Below are 18,844 nucleotides of genomic sequence, written 5' to 3' on the forward strand. Positions count from 1 at the left end.
ACGATGACCCCCTATCAGAAGACGTACTCGTCCTCGTGTCCCATCATCCCCTCGTCCTCGAACCCCGGTTCCTCCTCCTCGATCGGCCCACTCGTCTTGTAGGCGCGCAGTCCCGTCGAGAGCAGTTCCTGAATCGCCTCCTCCCGGTTGACGAACTCCCCCTGTTCGATCAGTTGGGCGATCTGCATCTCCAGATGTTCCGGGACCGTTATTTCCACGTTGGGCATTTGAACGTCCGACGGTTTGGAAGGGGCGTATTTAAATTCTGCGGGCGGGATTCGGAGTTCGACAACTGTCCCTTTGATCAAGCGAGTAAAATCCCGGCGAGGACGAACTGGAGTTGGGGAATCGTGTAGTCGACCGACAACCATAGGACGGTCGAACGTTCACCACGGGTATGGACAGGGACGTCACGGACGTCTACCGCGAGTTCGGCGACGAGCGTCTGCCGCCGGGACAGCACCGAACGGACTCGTTTCCGGTGCTTTCGAAGGGATCGGTTCCGCGGGTGGACCGCGACGAGTGGACGCTCTCGGTGAGCGGCGCGGTGGAGAATCCAGTCACGTTGGACTGGGACGAGTTCAGGGAGCTGGGCGTCGAGACACAGAAGCAAGACTTCCACTGCGTGACCGGCTGGAGCAAGTTCGACTGTGCGTTCACCGGCGTCCCCTTCCGCACCCTCGCCGACCACGTCGGCGTCGACCCGGACGCGGTACAGGTCATGTTCGCCGCCGCGGACGACTACACGACGAACGTGCCCCTCGAGGACTGTCTGCGGCCGGGGACCCTCTTCGCCTACGAGTTCGACGGCGAGCCACTCGCCCGTGACCACGGCGGCCCCGTCCGGGTCGTCACGCCCAACAAGTACGCCTACAAGGGGGCGAAGTGGGTGACTGGGGTGGAGTTCCTGACCGAGCCGGAACGCGGGTTCTGGGAGCGCCGAGGCTACTCCGTGAGCGCGAACCCCTGGCGCGAGGAGCGATACAGCGGCTAAATCTTCGGCCGTCACGACCGCCGTTCGTGGTGGCGTTCTCCGACGGGAACCGCCGATCGATCCGGTGGCCCCTAATAGTTAGGTAAAAGAGTGCGGCGCCCTCATGGCGTGTAATGGGTATCCCGCGAAGCGACGAGGCAGGTCCGCGTCTCGTCAGTCGGTCGGTTCGGGCGTCGGTCCCGTCCCTCCGTGCCGCGCTCGACGCCATGCCCGCTCCCCGCACGTTCTGGACCGCTCCCGACGAGGCGACGGTCGTCGCCGGCGGTGCCGCGGCGACCCTCAGCGCCGACGGTCGGGATCGATTCGCCGCGATCAAGGAGGGCATCGGCCGGGTCCTGCGCTCGGGCGACGTGCACGCCGGCACCGAGGCCGCCTGCCCTCGGCTGTTCGGCGGCTTCGCCTTCCACGACGAGGGGACCGACGACGACACCTGGGCCGGCTTCCCCGGAGCGCGGTTCGTCCTGCCGCGGGTGCAGGTGACCGACACCGACCGCGGAACGTGGCTGACCGTCAACGCCGCCGGCCCGGACGCGGCCCCCGAAGCCGTCGAGGACCGCCTCGACGCGGAGCGCGACCGGTTCGAGGCGCTCGACGACCCCGACCCGACGCCGCCGCCGGAAATCGTCTCGCGGACGCGAACGACCCCGCGCGAGGCGTGGTGTGACTCCGTCGACGCCGCCGTCTCGCGCATCCACGCCGGCGACCTGCGGAAGGTCGTCCTCGCGCAGGCGCTCGAGGTGACGCTCGACCGCCCGCTCTCGGTGCCCGACGTCCTCGCTCGTCTCGGCGAGACCTACCCGGACTGCTACCGATTCCTCGTGGAGCCGACGGCCGACGCGTCCGCCGACCGGCCGGCCTTCTTCGGCGCGACGCCCGAACGGCTGGTCAGCCGACACGGCCGCACGGTCACGACCGACGCGCTCGCGGGCACGACCGGCCGCGGCGACACGCCCGCCGAGGACGATTGGCTCGCCGAAGAGTTGCTCGGGGACGAGAAGAACCTGCACGAACACGAACTCGTCGCGGAGACCATCCGCGAACAGCTCGCCCCCTTCGCGTCGTCGATTTCCGCGGGCCAGCGGCGGGTCCGACGGCTGGCGACCGTCCAACATCTCTTCACCCCCATCACCGCGACGCTCGACAGCGACACGCACGTCCTCGACCTGGTGGAGGCGCTGCATCCGACGCCCGCCGTCGGCGGCCTCCCACCCGAACGCGCGCTCGCCACCATCCGCGAGACGGAGCCGTTCGACCGGGGCTGGTACGCCGCACCCGTCGGCTGGATCGACGCCGCCGGCAACGGCACCTTCGCCGTCGCCATCCGCTCGGCGCTCGCGCGCGGCGCCGAGACGACGCTCTTTGCCGGCGTTGGCGTCGTCGCCGACTCAGACCCCGACCGCGAGTGGGACGAGGTACAGCTGAAGTATCGGCCGATCCTCGACGAACTCGAACGAGCATGAGTGCGCCGAATCGCAACGTCCTCTGGGGGCGGGCGATAGCCGACGAACTCGCGCGCAGCGGCGTCGAGAGCGTCGTCGTCTCCCCCGGCAGTCGCTCGACGCCGCTCGTCACCGCCGTTTCGGAACACGACGACCTGCACGTCTTCTCCGTCCTCGACGAGCGCTCGGCCGCCTACTTCGCGCTCGGCCGTGCCCGCCGTACCGGCGAGGTGACCCCCCTGATCTGTACCTCCGGCACCGCGGCCGCGAACTACCACCCCGCGGTGATCGAGGCGGACCGCGGGCGCGTCCCCCTCCTCCTGCTCACCGCCGACCGCCCGCCCGAACTCCGCGACAGCGGCGCCAACCAGACCGTCGACCAGGAGAAGTTGTACGGCGACGCCACCCGCTGGTACAAGGACCTGCCCGAACCCGAAGCCGACGAGCGGAAACTCCGCTCGCTCCGGACGGACGTGGCCCGCGCGCTCGCGGCGGCGACGGGCACCCCGTCCGGTCCGGTCCACCTCAACTGTCCGTTCCGCAAGCCCCTGGAGCCGACGCCCGTGCCGGGCGACGTGCCCGCGGACCTCGACCCCCTCGCCGCCGCCGGCCGCGACGGCGACCGTCCGTTCGTGACGACGACGGCCGGCGTGCCACGGCTCGACCGCGCCGACCTCCAGCGACTGGCCGAGGCGCTCACCGTGGACCGCGGGCTGATCGTCGCCGGCCCCGCCGACCCGCCGGGCGTCGATCCGCAGGCGGTCACCGCCCTCGCTCACGCCACCGGCTTCCCCATCGTCGCCGACCCGCTCTCCGGCCTGCGCTTCGGCGGCCACACCCGCGTGACGACCACCGTCGGCGGCTACGACGGCTACCTCGACCCGCGCGTGACCGACGACTGGCCCGCGCCGGAAGCGATCCTTCGGATCGGCGCCTCACCCACCTCCAAGCGCCTCCGGAAGTACCTCGCGCGGACCGACGCGCGGGAGTTCGTCGTCGACCCCGCCGGCGCGTGGCGGGAGGCGGAGTTCACCGCGTCGGATCTCGTCGTCGCCGACCCGTCCCGCCTCGCCGCCCGCCTCGCGGAAGTCGTTCGCGGCGCCGGCGACGCGGACTGGCGCGACCGCTGGGCGGCCGCGGACCGAACCCACCGCGAGGTGGTCGCCGACGCGACCGGCGACGGCGTGGAGCCACGCTCCACGAGCAATCGGCTGCAAGCCGATGACGGCGCGGGCGGCTACTTCGAAGGGGCGATCCTCGCCGACGTGGCCGACCTCGCGCCCGAACCGTCGACGCTCGTCGTCTCGAACTCGAACCCCGTCCGCGACGCCGACCGATTCGTGGCGCCCAGCGACGCCGGCTACACCGTCATCGGCAACCGCGGCGCGTCGGGCATCGACGGCGTCGTCTCCACCGCCCTCGGCGCCGGGAGCGCGACCACCGACCACCTGACGCTCGTGATCGGTGACCTCGCGTACTACCACGACGGCAACGGCCTGCTCTCGGCGCTCCGCTGTGGCGTCGAGGCGACCATCGTCCTGATACAGAACGACGGCGGCGGCATCTTCCATCGCCTCCCCATCGAGTCGTTCGATCCCCCCTTCACCGAGTCGTTCCGGACGCCCCACGGTCTCGACTTCGAGCCGACGGGTGAGCTCTACGACCTCGACTACACCGCCGTCGACGACCGCGAGTCGTTCCGCGAGGCCTACGCCGACTCGGTCGCGAGCGACGGGACGGACGTGATCGACGTGCGGACGGACGGCGAGGCGAGCCAGCGCACGCGTGAACGGCTGGTCGAGGAGACGGTCGCCGAACTGACCGAGTGAACAGGTTTTATGCGGCCGTGGCGAGCAGTCGTCGTCGATGCCCTCCAGCGATCCGACGTGGAGACTCCCCGTCGCCATCGTCGCCCTCCTCGTCGTCCTCTACGCGTTCGAGGTGAGCGGCAACGTCCTCTTCGGCGTGTTCCTCGCCGCCGTCCTGTATCTCGTCGCGTGGCTCGTCGCCCGCGTTTCGCCGGGCAACCCGCTCGACGACATGACGCGCGAGCGACGGCTGGTGACCGGCGCCGTCGTCCTCGTCGTCCTCGCGTACGCGGTGGTCATCGCGGGCTCCATCCTGCTCGGGGTGCTCGTCGCGGCGACGGTGGCCCTCGTCGCGTGGCTCACCAGCCCGGTCGGGCCCGTCGCGCGGTGGTTGGATCGGGTGTGACCTGCATCTTTTTGCGCGCGCCGCCCCCGAAGCCGATATGGTTTCCGACCTCTTCGACCCCGACCGGTGGACGGCCGTCACCGACGCCTTCGACGACGTGACCTACCACCGCGCGGACGACGTGCCCGCCGTTCGCGTCGCCATCGACCGCCCCGAGGTGCGCAACGCCTTCCGCCCCAAGACCGTCGACGAACTCTACGCGGCGCTGGATCACGCCCGCCAGCAGGCCGACGTGGGCTGTGTGCTCCTGACCGGCAACGGCCCGTCGCCGAAGGACGGTGGCTGGGCCTTTTCCGCGGGTGGCGATCAGGCCATCCGCGGCGAGTCGGGGTACGAGTACCGCGAGGACGACGAGGGGGACGCCCCCGACGGCGCCGACACCGGGGACACCGAACTCGACACGGAGACGCCGACCGTCGGCCGCCTCCACATCCTCGAAGTCCAGCGGCTCATCCGGTTCATGCCGAAACCCGTCGTCGCCGTCGTCCCCGGGTGGGCCGTCGGCGGCGGCCACTCCCTCCACGTCATCTGCGATCTGACGCTCGCGAGCGAGGAGCACGCGAAGTTCCTCCAGACCGACCCCGACGTGGCCTCCTTCGACGGCGGGTTCGGCTCCGCCTACTTGGCCCGGCAGGTCGGGCAGAAGAAAGCCCGCGAAATCTTCTTCCTCGGGAAGACGTACGACGCCACGGAGGCGGCAGAGATGGGCATGGTGAACGAGGCGGTGCCTCACGAGGAGTTGGAGCGCGTCGCCCTCGACTGGGCCGAGACGATGACGGGCAAGAGCCCGACGGCGATGCGGATGCTGAAGTACGCGTTCAACCTCGCGGACGACGGACTGGTCGGTCAGCAGGTGTTCTCTGGTGAGGCGACCCGGTTGGCGTACATGACCGACGAGGCGAGCGAGGGACGGGACGCCTTCCTCGACGGCCGGGAGCCGGACTTCTCGGACGTGCCGTGGCACTACTGACCGGTTCGTGACGGGGGCGTCCCACCTCCGTCGGACGACCGAACAGGAGGTAGTATATGTCCGGGGACTCAACTCAACGTACGTGGTGATCGATGAATCCGAATCGTGTTGACTTTCTGGTGGACCTGGCCTACGGCATGGTCATCCTGCTCTCCGTCGCCCTCATTCTCGTCGTGGGAACTGGCGTCGGGGTGGCGTTCGGTATCGGGGCGATGGTTTCCTACGCGATTCACGTCGTCTGGAAGATGGCGCGGTTCGATCCCGAGTGGATGACCCGCGAGGTGACCGAGAAGGTCGAGGAGACGATTACCGAAGAGGTGACCGAGGAGGTCACCGAAAGCGTCGAGCAGACGGTGGCCGAGGAAGTCACCGAGGAGGTCACGGAAAAGGTCGAACAGACGGTGACGGAGGAAGTCACCGAGAACGTCGAGCGGACCATCACCGACGAGATGAACGACATCATCGAGCAGTTGGAGGAAGTGAACCAACGCGTCGACCGACGACCCCGCAGCGACGAACTCGACGAGATGCAACGCGAGTTGACGACGGACAAAGACGAGGACGAGGACGAGGCGAAGCGATGAGCGGCGCATCGACGACCGACCGGCAGACGGTACACGACGGCCACGTATGATCGGGGGGCTCCTGCTCGTCGGCTTCGCCGTCGCGCTGTTCGTCGGGTTCAACATCGGCGGCTCGAACACCGGTCCGGCCTTCGGCCCCGCGGTCGGTGCGGGCGTCGTCTCCAAACTCTTCGCCGGCGCGCTCATGTCCGTGTTCTTTTTCGTCGGCGCGTGGACCATCGGCCGGCGCGTGGTCAACACGCTCGGCCGCGAGCTGGTGACCGACCCCGGCGTGTTCACCATCGAGACCAGCATCGTCGTCCTCTTTTTCATCGGCGGCGCGCTCTTCGTCGGCAACTACGCCGGCGTCCCGGCGTCCACGTCGATGACGGCCGTTGGCGCCATCGCCGGCCTCGGCGTCGCTGCGGGCGAACTCAACTGGGTGGTCATGGGCGAAATCGCCGTCTGGTGGATCGTCGCCCCCCTCGTCGGCTTCTGGGTCGCCGGCGTCGTCGGCCGGTACTTCTACCCGACGATCAACAGCTGGGTCGCCATCGAGCAGACCGACGGCTCGTTGCTGACCCTCGACCAGTCGGGAGCGGTGCCGACGCCGGAACTCGGCCCGAACACGACCCGCCGCGAGGCCGTCGGATCGATCGTCGTCATCAGCATCGGCTGTCTGATGGCCTTCTCCTCGGGTACCTCGAACATCGCCAACGCCATCGCGCCGCTGTACGGCGCTGGCGTCGACCTGAATCTCCTGATCCTGCTGGGCTGTGGCGCCGTCACCATCGGCGCCCTCACCATCGCCCGCCGGACGCTCGACACCCTCGGCAACGACATCACCGACCTGCCGCTCACCGCGGCCATCGTCGTCGCCGTCATCTCCTCGGCCATCGTCATCGGCCTCTCCGCCATCGGCATCCCCGCCTCCTTCGTCATCATCGCGACCATGTCCATCGTCGGCCTCGGCTGGGGGCGGGCCACCCGCTCCATCACCGTCTCCGAGGGCGTGCGCGGCGAGAAGAAACCGAACGTCTCCGTCGGCGCGCTGACCGCCGACGAACCCGGTGAGAAGGCACCCGACATCGGGGAGGAGGACCCCAAATCGGTTCCCAGCGCCGCGAACCTGTTCAACCCCGAGACGACGGGGCGAGTCGTCCTGATGCAGAACGTGGTGCCCCTGCTCTCGACGGTCGGCGCCTACCTGACCTTCCGGCTCCTGTTCGCGTTCGTGTGGTGACGCCGCCGCGTTCGTAACACGTCGACGTCCCCCGTCCGATCGGGTGCGCGAACGGGCCAGCCGCAACCGGAGAATCGCGGGGCTTTACGCCGTGGAACCCCCACCGGTAGGTAATGAGTACGGAGGTCAGTCGCTCGAAGGCGTGGCTGATGGCCGCGCGGCCACAGACGCTCCCGGCCGCGGCCGCCCCCGTCGCCGTCGGCACCGGCCTCGCCGTCGGCCGGGGCGTCGCCGAGCCGTTCGCCGCGCTCGCGGCCTTCGTCGGCGCCGCCCTCATTCAGATCGGCACCAACTTCGCCAACGACTACTACGACGCCGTGAAGGGCGCCGATACGGAGGACCGGGAGGGGTTCACCCGCGTCACGCAGTCCGGCCTCATCGCCGCCGAGTCGGTGAAACGGGCCACCTACCTCACCTTCGCCGCAGCCATCCTCGTCGGCACGACGCTGGTGTACGTCGGCGGCCTCCCCATCCTCGTGATCGGCCTGCTCTCCGTCGCCGCGGGCCTCGCCTACACGGGCGGTCCCTACCCTCTCGGCTACCACGGCCTCGGCGACGCCTTCGTCTTCCTGTTTTTCGGCGTCGTCGCGGTGGCGGGCACCTACTACGTGCAGGCCGCGGCCGTCCTCGCCGGCCCCGTCCCCCTCGCGGTTCCGACGGGAACGCTCCCGCCCATCGCACTCGTCGCCAGCCTCCCCGTCGCCGCCATCTCGACGAACATCCTCGTCGTGAACAACGTCCGCGATCTGGAGACCGACGCCGAGGCGGGCAAGCGAACCCTCGCCGTCCGCATCGGCTACCGCTGGAGCCGCGTCCAGTACGTCGCGCTCCTCGCGCTGGCGTACCTCGTCCCCGTCGGCCTGTGGCTCGCCGGCCCCGCCTCGGTCGCCGTCCTGCTTCCCCTCCTGACGCTCCCCCTCGCCGTCACCGTCTCGCGGACGGTCTGTACGCGGACCGACGGCGAGGCGCTCAACCCCGCGCTCGAACGGACCGGTAAACTGCTCGCGGCCCACGCCCTCTGCTTCGCCGTGGGTCTCGCCGTCGGGCTGTGAACCGATGAACCGCCGCGACTTCTCGCTGACCCTCACCCGGCCGCTCGGCACCGCGGCGGGGACGATACGCCGACGCGAGGGCGACCTGCTCCGGCTGGACGCCGGGACCTACGGCGTCGGCGAGGCGACGCCGCTCCCGGGGTGGACCGAGTCGCTCGCGGACTGTCGGGCGGCACTCGACGCGGTGGTCGACGGGGGGGACGAAGCGCTCCGCGGGGCCGTCGACGCCGACCAGTACGACCCGCTGACCGACGCGCCCACGACGCTGACCGACCCGCTGACCGACGCGCCCGCGGCCCGCCACGCCGTCGAGTCCGCCGTCCTCGACGCGCGGGGACGACGCGAGGGACGCCCGCTCGCGGCGCTGCTCGCCGACGAGCCGGTGGCGACGGTGCCGGTGAACGCCACGATCGGCGACGGATCGCCCGAGGAGACGGTTACTGCCGCCATCGACGCCGTCGACGCCGGGTTCTCGTGTCTGAAGGTGAAAGTCGGCGCCGGCGACTTGGACCGTGACGTGACGCGTCTGCGGGCGGTCCGGGCGGCCGTCGGCGACGACGTGGCCCTTCGCGCCGACGCCAACGCCGCGTGGGACCGCGAGACGGCCCGCGAGGCCGTCGCCGCGCTCGCGACGCTCGATCTCTCGTATCTCGAACAGCCGCTCGCCCCCGACGACCTCGACGGACACGCCGCGCTCCGGGGACGGGGCGTCGGCGTCGCCCTCGACGAAACGCTGGCGACGACCCCCGCGCGTGACGTACTGGACGCCGGCGCCGCGGACGTACTGGTCCTGAAGCCGATGGCGCTCGGCGGTCCCGCGCAGGCCTACGCCGTCGCCGAGCTGGCGCTCGCGGCTGGCGTCGACCCCGTGGTCACCACCACCGTCGACGCCGCGCCCGCCCGGACGGCGGCGGTCCACGTCGCAGGCGCGATTCCGGACGTGCGCCCCTGTGGACTGGCGACGGCGGGCGCCCTCGAAGCCGATCTGGTCCCCGATCCGGCGCCCGTCGAGTCGGGAACGGTCGCCGTCCCCGAAGGACCGGGCGTCGCGGGCGACGCCTTCGACGGCCTGTTTTGAGAGCGACGTCTTGCTGAATAGAGAGGGTTCGTTCGGCAGTTCGGTTGCTACACCGCTCCGACCTGCTGGAACGGAGTGGGCATCCCGCCATCGTTCCCGTCCCGACGACCTTGCCGTCCTCGAAGTGGAGACTGGTCGGTCCCAAACTATACTGCATTCAACGGAGACACACTCGTATGGGAGATTCCAAACGAACCCACTACGAAGTCAGCGCGTCGCGTGTCAGTCCGCACCGGTCCCGAGTGACGACCGAGGACGGGGAGTTCGTCGTCGGACACGACGTGAATCCCGTCGAGTATCTCCTCGGTTCCGTCCTGGGCTGTCTCAACTCGACCGGAACGATGGTCGCCCGCGACATGGATATCGACATCGTATCACTCGAGGCGACGGTCGAGGGGGACGTGAACTACGCGACGTATCTGGGCAAAGAGTCCGAGGACCGTCCGGGGCTGCAAGGACTGGACGTCTCCCTCTCGGTCGAGACGGAGGGCGACGCAGACCTCGACGCGTGGCTGTCGGCCGTCGAAGAGCGGTGTCCGGTCACCGACAACGTCGGACACGAGACCGGAGTTAGCGTCACGCTCGATTGAACTGAGAGAGCTGTACGTGGCCGGATGGAGTGAGTCGACTCCGCTTTCGGGGCTGCCCGTGACGAATACGCGCCCTGTATTCGCCACGACTCCCGAGACGGGTCACCAGTTGACGATTCAACAAGGCGGCTGATCCCTACGCAGATCGGACGACCGTCGGAGCTATACGAATCGCCCCCCTAGCACCGCTATGTCGACTGGGCGGATGCTCTACGTGCTCGCGCTGTTCGCCGTCCTCGTGTTCTCGGCCGGCTTCGTCGTCATCTGGGCGCTGTCGTACGGGCCGCTCTAGTCCCCTCCGTCCGCACCGTGAGAGGCGCCCTCCTGCCGATCGGCCTGGAGCCGTCGGATCGTCGCCGCGGCGTTGCTCGCGTCGTAGCCGAAGTAGACGCCGTCGGCGTACGCCGCCGCGACTTCGGTCGCATGGACGAGGGCGTCGATGTCCACCTCGACGGCGTAAAGTTCGATCCCCAGTCGAACGTCGGCATCGGCCAACCGGCTCTCGAACCCCTTGGCGATGGTCTCCAGCCAGTAGGTCGTTCCGTACTCGGTGTCGTAGATGGGGACGACGAACTCCTCGACCATCGGGGCGAGCGCCTCGATATCGACGCCGCTCCGCGTCCGGAGGTGGCCGGGGTAGGGGTCGGGGTAGACGGTCAGATACAGGTCGCCGGGCACCCGGTCGCGCACGTCGCGCACGAAGTCGGTGACGACCGACGCGCGCCAGTCCTCGCGGTCCGCGAACTCGCTCTCGGCGAAGCGGCGGTCACAGCGCTCGCAGCGACAGTAGCCGTCGCGGGGGAAGCCCACGTCGTCGAGGCGGAGGGCCGCCCGTTCGGCGACGCAGTCGTCGACGATCTCCAAGAGTCCCTCGCGATACCGCTCGTGGGTCGGACAGACGTACGACCAGTCGAAGTAGGGGCGCTCCCGCGTCGCGGGGCGGCCCTCGGCGTCGACGGCGGCGAGGCTCGGGTCGTCGCCGACGGCGGCGTTGTCGCCGAACGCGGACACCATGTTGACGCCCGTCGAGAGCGGCGCGGCGGCCCGGCCGGTCACGTCTTTCACCTCGTAGAAGCCGACGTCGAACGCCGACCACTCCAGTTCCTCGGCGTTGCGCGTGACGACGCCGTACATACCCGTCGGTAGGCGCGTGTGGGTGTAAGTGGTTCGGCTGCGTCGGGCAGGGGCGTGGCTCGCCGCGTTACGATGGCGAAAGAATCGGGATTCGGAGGGCGACCGCGCCCCGCGGACGGGACTCGGTTACTCCTCGACGTCGACTTCGACCGGTTCCTTGTCGCCGGACATGACGACGTAGCCGATTGCGATCAGTGCGAGCACCAGGATGAACTTCGTCTTCCCTGACATACCCCTTCGTTGGTCCACCGGTCACAAAGCGGTTTCGCCCGATCCGCGGGCGTCGATGTGTTCGGCCACGTCGCCCTCGCGGATGATGGTGTCACAGTACGCACACCTGACGCCGTCTCCGAGCACCTCGAACTCCGTTCGGACGGGTTCGTCGGCGTTCGTGATGCAGTTGTGGTTGGGGCAGACGAGGATGCCCCGGACGGTGTCCGTCTGCTCCACGCGATTCTTCTCGACCACGTCGAAGTCGCGGATGATGTTGATCGTCGCCTCCGGGGCGATGAGGGAGAGGACGTCCACCTCGGACTGGCTGAGTTCGCGCCCCTCCACCTTCACCACGTCCTTGTATCCCACCTTGTCGCTGGGGACGTTCATCCCGATGCTGACGCTCTCGCCCCCGCTGCCGTCGATGCCGAGGATGGCGAGGACGTTGAGCGCCTGGCCGGCGGTGACGTGGTCGATGACGGTACCGTCGCGAATCTTGCTGACGCGGAGTTCCTTGTCGGTCATTGCTCGCCTCCGAGCAGTCGGTCGAGCAGGGCCATCCGAACCGGGACGCCGTTGTGGGCCTGCTCGAAGTACTTCGCGCGCGTCGTCTCGTCCACCTCGGGCGCGATTTCGTCGACGCGCGGGAGCGGATGCATCACGGTCAGGTCGTCGGCTGCGCCCGCGAGGGTCGCGTTGTCGATGCGGTACTCGCCGGCGACTTCGCGGTACTCCCGCTCCTCCGGGAAGCGTTCCCGCTGGATGCGGGTGACGTAGAGCACGTCGAGGTCGGGAAGCACCGCGTCCAGATCCGTGTGTTCGCGCACCTGCGCTCCCGCCTCGTGCAGGTCGTAGCGAACGTTCCGGGGCAGGCGCAGGCTCTCCGGGCTGATGAAGTGTTGGCGCACGTCGAAGTTGGTGAGCGCGTGGGCCAGCGAGTGGACCGTCCGGCCGTACTTCAGATCGCCCATGATGCCGACCGTGATGTCGTCCAACCCCGCGTTCTCGCGGATGGTGTAGAGATCGAGTAGCGTCTGACTCGGATGCTGCCCGGCGCCGTCGCCGGCGTTGACGAGGGGCACGTCCACGAACTCGGAGGCGAGTTTCGCGGACCCCTCGCTGGGGTGGCGGAGGACCATCGCGTCCGCGTAGCCCTCGATCACCCGCACCGTGTCCGCGAGGCTCTCGCCTTTCTTGACCGACGATGATTCGACCGATCCCATATCGATCGTCTCGCCGCCCAGGCGTTTCATCGCCGACTCGAAACTCATCTTCGTCCGCGTACTCGGTTCGAAGAAACACAGCGCGAGGACGCGCCCGTCGTGGCGGTCACGGACGAACTCGGGGTCGGCGTCGACCGCCGCCGCGTGGTCGAGCACCGCCTCGATGTCGTCCCGTGAGAGGTGGGCCGCACTGATGAGGTGGTCCTGCAACATTACGTGTGTGAGCCACCCGTGGCGTCTTGAATCCCTCGGGACCGATTAGGGCCAGTTCCCGCCCGCGTCGTCGAACGCCCTCGCCACCCGTTCGATGGCGACGACGTAGGCCGCCGTCCGGAAGTTCGGCACGTCGTACGCCTCGAACGTCTCGACGAGGCGGTCGAACGCCTCGGTGACGATCCGTTCGAGTTCGTCGTTGACGCGCTCCTCGGTCCACGAGAAGCGCTGGCGGTTCTGCACCCACTCGAAGTACGAGACGGTGACCCCGCCAGCGTTGGCGAGGATGTCCGGGAAGACGTAGACGTCGCGGTCGGTGAGCACGTCGTCGGCGTTGGGCGTCAGCGGGCCGTTGGCCGCCTCGACGATCACGTCGGCCCGCACGTCGCGCGCGATGTCCGCGGTGACCGCGTTCTCCAGCGCCGCGGGCACCAGCAGATCCACGTCGGCCGTCAGGAGTTCCTCGTTGCTCCATTCCTCGTCGGCGCCCTCGTAGCCGGTGACCGACCCCGTCTCGCGTTTGTGGTCTTTCACGGCCGTCACGTCGAGGCCGTCGGCGGCGTAGACGGCGCCGCCCGAGTCGCTGACCACGACGACCGTCGCACCCTGCTCGGCCAACAGCCGCGCCGCGACCGACCCGGCGTTGCCGAAGCCCTGGACGGCGACCGTCGCGCCCTCGATGCCGCGACCGAGGTAGTCGAACGCCTCGCGGGCGGTGAGCATCACGGAGCGGCCGGTCGCCTCGACGCGGCCGGCGCTCCCGCCCGAGGTCGGTGCCTTCCCCGTGACGACGCCGGGTTCGGTCGTCCGTTCGAGCGTCTCGTAGGTGTCCTTGATCCAGTTCATCTCCCGCTGACCCGTGTTCACGTCGGGCGCGGGGATGTCGCGATCCTCGCCGACGAGCGGTCGGAGTTCGACGGCGAACGAGCGCGTGATCCGTTCGAGTTCGCTCTCGGAGTAGTTCCGGGGGTCGAACGCGATGCCACCTTTCGCGCCGCCGTAGGGGATATCGACCACCGCACACTTGTACACCATCCACCCGGAGAGCGCCTTCACTTCGTCGCGGGTGACGTTCGGGTGATAGCGGATGCCACCCTTGTACGGCCCGCGGTCGCCGTTGAACTGTGAGCGGTAGGCCCGAAACTGCTCGACCGAGCCGTCGTCCATGTCGACCGAGAGCGTCGTCGACAACACGCGCTCGGGGTGTTTGAGCCGCTCGATCACGTCGCCGTCCACGTCGGCGTAGGCGGCCGCGTCGTCGATCTGTTCCTGGAGGCTCTCGAACGGGTTGATGTCCGCCATTTCAAAACGGGTTCGCCCCAGAGGGATACAGACTTTTCGACACCGGTCGCCCTCAGCCGTCGTCCGGGACTCGCGCCAGGATGCGTTCCGCCCGCGCGATCAGCGGCGCGTCGATCATCTCGCCGTCCACCTCGAAGACGCCCCGTTCCTCTCGGTCGGCCTCGTCCCGCGCCGCGAGCACCCGTTTCGCCCACACCACCGCCTCGGGGTCGGGCGCGAGGGCGTCGTGGACGACCCCGATCTGATCGGGGTGGACAGCCATCTTCCCGTCGTAGCCGAGCGTCGCCGCGAACCGGGTCTCCTCCCGGAGGCCCTCGTGGTCGTCGAGATCCGTAAACACGGTGTCCACGGCGTCGATGCCCGCCGCCCGCGCCGTCAGTACGACGCGTTCTCGGGCGTAGAGCACTTCCGTCCCCCCGGCAGTTCGGGTGGCGCCGAGGTCGGCCGCGAGGTCCTCCGCACCGAAACAGCAGGCGTCGACGGCCGTGTGTGCCGCCACCTCGCGGGCATCGAGGACGCCGGTCGCCGTCTCGATCAGGGCGAGGATCGGGACGGACAGGTCGCGGGCGTCGAGGGCGTCGGCGGCGCGTGGAACGGCCTCCGCGTCGGCTTTCGGCACCATCACCGCGTCGAGACGCTCGGCACCGGCGAGTGCATCGAGGTCGGTCGCGGCGTCGGCGATCCGGACCGCCACTTCGACCTCGGCGGCGGGGTCGAAGTCGGGATCCGAGAGCAGGTCGGCGACGGCTGCCCGTGCGTCGGCTTTTCGAGCGGGTGCCACGGCGTCTTCGAGGTCGAAGACGACCGTATCCGCGCCGGTCGTCGGTGCCTTGCGACACATCTCGGGGCGGTCGCCCGGCGAGAACAGGACGGTTCGGCGGACCATGGTGGGCGGAGGGGTGCCCGAGACAAGAAACTACAGGGCGAGGCCGACGGCGACGACGTTCACGACGGAGGCAACGGCCCAGGGGAGCGCGAGGCCGGCGGGGACGAGGCCGCGGTAGTCCGCGGGCATCACGACCCACCCAATGACGGCGACGGCGACGGCGCCACCCTTCAGGATGGCGAGGGCGGGGACGATCCCCACGTCGGCGATGAGGCCGGCCGCGACGGGGTTGACCTCGGTCAGGCCGAGACGGATGCCGTAGACGGTGAGGGCGCCGTCGGCGACGAGGGCCGTCATTGCGACGATCCAGAGCACCGAGGCGTGGGTCGTCGTCCCCGTCGCGAGGGCGTCGAGGCGAGTCCCGCCGAGGGTGGGCCACGTCGTCTCCGTCGATTGGGGCCTAGCCGTATCGGTCGACATGGACGAACGGTTGGCGGCTATCCCCGTGAGTATACGGCGCGTACGGCGGGTAAACGAGTCGTTTATCGGGCCGATATGGGTCGTTGAACTCGGCGAGCGCCGTGACGACTCACCGCCCCGCCGCTCCGTCTCGTACGGGTTATTGTGAGTCGGTACCGGTGGGTCGCCGGACTGTCCTAGCGACCCACCGGTGAACAGTGACAATAATGCGTCTCAGTCGAGCGCGGCTTCCAGCCGGTCGATCAGCGCCTCGTTGCCGAGATACACCGGCGTCCGCTGGTGGAGGCTAGTGGGATCGACGTCGAGCACCGATCCCGTGCCGTCCGAACTCCGGCCGCCGGCGCACTCGATCACGTAGCCGACGGGGTTACACTCGAACTGGAGGCGGAGTTTGCCCTCGGGCGCCGACTGCAGGGCGGGGTAGGCGAACACGCCGCCGTAGGTGAGCACTTGGTTCACGTCGCCGATCATCGCGCCGCCGTAGCGGAGTTTGAGTTCCGACTCGATCTCCTCGACGTAGCCGGCGACGTCGGCGGGCCAGTCCGGGACGCGCCCGCCGAAGCCGTACACCGTCGGGTCCGCTGGGAGGGTCACGTCCGCGTTCAGGACCGTCGACTCGCCGTCGTCGATCAGGTACTCCGTGACGGTTCCCTCGCGGGCGAACGCCATCGTGGTGATGGGGCCGTAGAGGACGTAGCCCGCGGCGACCAGGTCGTGCCCGCTCGCGGGGAGTTCGGCGTCGTAGACGCCGACGATGGTCCCCATGACGTTGTTCGGCTGCAGGTTCGACGAGCCGTCGAGGGGGTCGACGGCGACGGCGCAGCCCTCGCCCGTGTCGACGACGCCCTCGCGTTCCTCGCTGGCGTAGGCACCGACGCCGTCGATGCGTCCGAGGCGCTCCTCGAGCAACTCGTCGGCGTACTCGTCGGCCGCCAGTCGTCGCTCGCCGGAGGGGTTCTCGGTGCCCGCCGTCTCCCGACGGCCGGGAAGCCCCGACCGAATCTCGGGGGCGGCGGCGGCGACGGCCTCGCGAATCGCCGCGACGGTGTCCGTCATCAGTCGCTCGCTTCGAGGCCCGCGCTCGCAGCCAGTGCCTCGTCGACCGACGCGTCGTCGAAGATGACGGCTTCGAGGCCGTCGAGGATGGCTTCGGGGTTCTCGCGCTGGAAGACGTTGCGCCCGACCGCCAGCCCCGAGGCGCCGGCGTCCATCGCCTCGCGCACCGTCGAGAGGAACGCCTCGTCGCTGGTCTTCGACCCGCCGCTCATGACCACCTTCATGTCGCCCGCGCTCTGGACGGCCCAGTTCATCGCGTCCGGGGAGCCGGGATACTTCACCTTCGCGATGTCGGCGCCGAGTTCGAGGCCGAGACGGGAGGCGTAGGCGATGGTGTCCGGGCTGGTGTCGTCTTTGAGTCCCTGCCCACGTGGGTAGGACCACATCACGACGCCCATATCGTGTTCGCGGGCTTTCTCCTGTGCCCGCCGGAACTCCTCGGCCATCTCGACTTCGTGGTTGGAGCCGCCGTAGAACGTGAAGCCGATGGCGTCCGCGCCGACTTCGGCCGCGTAGTCGACCGACCAGTTGACCGCGGAGTCGGGTTCGCCCATCCAGAGGTTGCTCGTGCCGTTGAGCTTCGCCAGCAGGGTCACGTCGTCCTCGTAGGAGGGGTAGTACGCCTCGGCGACGCCCTTCTGGACCGCCACGGCGGTCACCGCGTCGTGGGTTCCCACGTCGAACACCGTCGACGGGTCGGTCGTCGCCGGCACCGGCTCGAAGTCGACCGGGCCGTGTTCGAGCCCGTGGTCGTACGCGAGTATCAGCGCCTTGCCGTCACGGGTGATCGCGTCGTCAGCACCGGGAATCATGTGTGTAGACCTACCGGCGAAATACCACATAAAGCGTGTGGTCGGCGGTGGTGAGTCGTCGCACCGACTCGCCGCTACGAAAAACGGGAGGCTGATGACGACCGAAGACGGACGCACGACCATGGCTCGGACGGAACTACGTATCGCGGCCGTCGCCCTCCTCCTCCTCGTCGCGGGGTGTGCCGCGCTCGGGCCGGGCGGTTCCGGGACGCAGACGCCGACCGAAACGGCGGCATCGACCGCAACGGGGACGCCGACGCCGACCGAAACGGCGGCACCGACCGCAACGGGGACGCCGACCGACGCCGACCGCGCGCGGTATCCCGACGGCTGGTCGGCGGCGGGGATCGACGACCCCGACGCGGCGCTCGCCGCCCACTATCGAGCGACCCTCGCCGGCCCGTCGGTGACGGTGACCTACCGGTCGCGGATACGCGAGTCGACGAACGACCGCGGGGCGAACACCACGCTCGCCATGCGGGTCGACACGGCGTCCGAGCGGCTGTACGCCGACCTCGACGGCTCGGACACCCATCGCGAGGCCTTCTTCGCCGACGGCACCCTCACCCAGTGGAGCGTCGAGAACGAAACGGTCGCCGACCGGTCGGGAACGACGTTCTCGCGGGCCGCCCGGTCGATAGATCGGTCGGTCCTCTACTCGCATCTCCTGCTCTACACGCTGGAGCGAACCGGTAGCGTCGAGCGGTCGGGGACGACGGCGCTCGTCTACAACGTGACCGGCGTCCCCGACAGCACCGTCTCGAACACGTACGGGACAGCCACCGGCGCGTCCGGACGGGTCGTCGTCGGCCGCGACGGCCGCGTCTTCGACGTCGAGACGACCGTGACCTACACCGGTGGGACGGTCACGTACCACTACGGCCACGCGGCAGTCGGCGAGACGGCGGTCGAGCGGCCGGGGTGGATGGACGAGGCGTGAACGGCGACGGCTCGGGACGGTCGAGCCCTCGCCTCCGTCACCAGTCGAATTCGTGGTGGACCGCTCGCCCCGCATCGTTCAGGACGGGGCCGATCACCGCCGTCACGCCGTCCAGAATCTCCGCGGAGCGAACGTTCGGCTCGCCGCCCGTGAACTCAGTTACCTCCGCGCCGCTCACGCTGTAGACGACCCGTCCGAAGCCGGCCGTCCGCATCCCGCCGGCACACATCGGACAGGGTTCGGTGCTGGTGTACATGACCATCTCGGCACGCTCGGTCGGGTCGTACTCCCGGCACGCGCGGTACGCGAGGTGGAGCTCCGGGTGGCGGCGGATGTCGTCTTCGGTGTTGATCCGGTTCGACTCGCGCATGACGACGGCGTCGTCGCGGACGAGGACGGAGCCGAACGGCTCGTCGCCACGGGCGGCGGCCTCGCGGGCCAGATCGAGGGCCGCCCGCATGTGCGACGCGTGATCGAAGCCGTCGAAGTCGGTGACCATGGC

Annotated in this window: 21 protein-coding genes; 11 read left to right on the top strand and 10 right to left on the bottom strand. The window is 69.3% G+C overall.

The features are described 5' to 3' along the window. Positions 1-14: 14 nt before the first annotated feature. Entirely contained in the window at positions 15-227 is a 213-nt protein-coding gene (locus DU484_RS12740; RefSeq protein WP_049936177.1) for a ribbon-helix-helix domain-containing protein, read from the bottom strand. A gap of 170 nt (positions 228-397) precedes the next feature. Between DU484_RS12740 and DU484_RS12745 the strand changes: the two genes are divergently transcribed. The 10 genes from DU484_RS12745 (at position 398) to DU484_RS12790 (ending at position 10,143) form a co-directional block, all read left to right on the top strand. After that, positions 398-994 carry a sulfite oxidase-like oxidoreductase gene (locus DU484_RS12745; RefSeq protein WP_114606116.1) on the top strand — a complete coding sequence of 199 codons (597 nt, stop codon included), beginning with the start codon at positions 398-400 and terminating at the stop codon, positions 992-994. A gap of 113 nt (positions 995-1,107) precedes the next feature. Next, on the top strand, positions 1,108-2,454 hold the full coding sequence (locus DU484_RS12750) for an isochorismate synthase (RefSeq protein ID WP_114586371.1): 1,347 nt from the start codon (positions 1,108-1,110) through the stop codon (positions 2,452-2,454). Further along, positions 2,451-4,262: a 2-succinyl-5-enolpyruvyl-6-hydroxy-3-cyclohexene-1-carboxylic-acid synthase gene (menD, locus tag DU484_RS12755; protein ID WP_114606117.1), complete on the top strand. Its 1,812-nt coding sequence runs from the start codon at positions 2,451-2,453 to the stop codon at positions 4,260-4,262. Before DU484_RS12750 ends, menD begins: the two co-directional genes overlap by 4 nt. Before the next feature lie 37 nt (positions 4,263-4,299). After that, positions 4,300-4,647 (top strand): hypothetical protein, encoded by a 348-nt coding sequence (locus tag DU484_RS12760; protein ID WP_114586373.1) that lies wholly within the window; start codon positions 4,300-4,302, stop codon positions 4,645-4,647. A gap of 37 nt (positions 4,648-4,684) precedes the next feature. After that, positions 4,685-5,617 (top strand): 1,4-dihydroxy-2-naphthoyl-CoA synthase, encoded by a 933-nt coding sequence (locus tag DU484_RS12765; protein ID WP_114606118.1) that lies wholly within the window; start codon positions 4,685-4,687, stop codon positions 5,615-5,617. A gap of 92 nt (positions 5,618-5,709) precedes the next feature. Then, positions 5,710-6,201, top strand: a complete 492-nt coding sequence (locus DU484_RS12770) for a hypothetical protein (protein ID WP_114586375.1) — start codon at positions 5,710-5,712, stop codon at positions 6,199-6,201. A gap of 46 nt (positions 6,202-6,247) precedes the next feature. Next, on the top strand, positions 6,248-7,423 hold the full coding sequence (locus tag DU484_RS12775) for an inorganic phosphate transporter (protein WP_114606119.1): 1,176 nt from the start codon (positions 6,248-6,250) through the stop codon (positions 7,421-7,423). 113 nt (positions 7,424-7,536) lie between these two features. Beyond that, a complete protein-coding gene (locus DU484_RS12780) occupies positions 7,537-8,475 on the top strand; it encodes a 1,4-dihydroxy-2-naphthoate polyprenyltransferase (RefSeq protein WP_114606120.1) in 939 nt (312 codons plus the stop codon). A gap of 4 nt (positions 8,476-8,479) precedes the next feature. Beyond that, complete coding sequence (locus tag DU484_RS12785; protein WP_114586378.1) at positions 8,480-9,553, top strand: mandelate racemase/muconate lactonizing enzyme family protein; 1,074 nt, start codon at positions 8,480-8,482, stop codon at positions 9,551-9,553. Between the two features lie 176 nt (positions 9,554-9,729). Further along, a complete protein-coding gene (locus DU484_RS12790) occupies positions 9,730-10,143 on the top strand; it encodes an OsmC family protein (protein WP_114586379.1) in 414 nt (137 codons plus the stop codon). A gap of 288 nt (positions 10,144-10,431) precedes the next feature. Here the strand turns inward: DU484_RS12790 and DU484_RS12795 are convergent, their stop codons facing one another. From DU484_RS12795 to DU484_RS12830, 8 genes are all read right to left on the bottom strand, one after another. Beyond that, positions 10,432-11,277 carry a hypothetical protein gene (locus tag DU484_RS12795; RefSeq protein WP_114586380.1) on the bottom strand — a complete coding sequence of 282 codons (846 nt, stop codon included), beginning with the start codon at positions 11,275-11,277 and terminating at the stop codon, positions 10,432-10,434. 252 nt (positions 11,278-11,529) lie between these two features. Continuing rightward, positions 11,530-12,015 (bottom strand): aspartate carbamoyltransferase regulatory subunit, encoded by a 486-nt coding sequence (gene pyrI, locus DU484_RS12800; RefSeq protein ID WP_114606121.1) that lies wholly within the window; start codon positions 12,013-12,015, stop codon positions 11,530-11,532. Further along, the gene (gene pyrB / locus DU484_RS12805) at positions 12,012-12,926 is read right to left on the bottom strand and encodes an aspartate carbamoyltransferase (protein ID WP_114586382.1); all 915 of its coding nucleotides are present in this window, start codon (positions 12,924-12,926) and stop codon (positions 12,012-12,014) included. Before pyrB ends, pyrI begins: the two co-directional genes overlap by 4 nt. A gap of 45 nt (positions 12,927-12,971) precedes the next feature. Continuing rightward, complete coding sequence (locus DU484_RS12810; protein WP_114606122.1) at positions 12,972-14,228, bottom strand: Glu/Leu/Phe/Val family dehydrogenase; 1,257 nt, start codon at positions 14,226-14,228, stop codon at positions 12,972-12,974. Positions 14,229-14,280: 52 nt separating this feature from the next. Next, positions 14,281-15,114, bottom strand: coding sequence for an HpcH/HpaI aldolase/citrate lyase family protein (locus DU484_RS12815; protein WP_114586384.1), 834 nt, complete (start codon positions 15,112-15,114; stop codon positions 14,281-14,283). A 30-nt stretch (positions 15,115-15,144) separates the two neighbouring features. Continuing rightward, entirely contained in the window at positions 15,145-15,534 is a 390-nt protein-coding gene (locus DU484_RS12820) for a DUF5658 family protein (RefSeq protein ID WP_114606123.1), read from the bottom strand. A gap of 213 nt (positions 15,535-15,747) precedes the next feature. Next, positions 15,748-16,590 carry a class 1 fructose-bisphosphatase gene (locus DU484_RS12825; RefSeq protein WP_114606124.1) on the bottom strand — a complete coding sequence of 281 codons (843 nt, stop codon included), beginning with the start codon at positions 16,588-16,590 and terminating at the stop codon, positions 15,748-15,750. Next, complete coding sequence (locus DU484_RS12830; protein WP_114586387.1) at positions 16,590-17,402, bottom strand: class I fructose-bisphosphate aldolase; 813 nt, start codon at positions 17,400-17,402, stop codon at positions 16,590-16,592. Before DU484_RS12830 ends, DU484_RS12825 begins: the two co-directional genes overlap by 1 nt. Positions 17,403-17,523: 121 nt before the next feature. On the opposite strand from DU484_RS12830, the gene DU484_RS12835 reads away from it, so the two are divergent. After that, the gene (locus DU484_RS12835; protein ID WP_157969350.1) at positions 17,524-18,342 is read left to right on the top strand and encodes a hypothetical protein; all 819 of its coding nucleotides are present in this window, start codon (positions 17,524-17,526) and stop codon (positions 18,340-18,342) included. 37 nt (positions 18,343-18,379) lie between these two features. Here DU484_RS12835 and DU484_RS12840 read toward each other — a convergent pair whose 3' ends face one another. Next, positions 18,380-18,841 (bottom strand): nucleoside deaminase, encoded by a 462-nt coding sequence (locus tag DU484_RS12840; RefSeq protein ID WP_114606125.1) that lies wholly within the window; start codon positions 18,839-18,841, stop codon positions 18,380-18,382. Positions 18,842-18,844 lie beyond the last annotated feature (3 nt).

It is taken from the genome of Haloplanus rubicundus (genome assembly GCF_003342675.1).
Classification (GTDB): domain Archaea; phylum Halobacteriota; class Halobacteria; order Halobacteriales; family Haloferacaceae; genus Haloplanus; species Haloplanus rubicundus.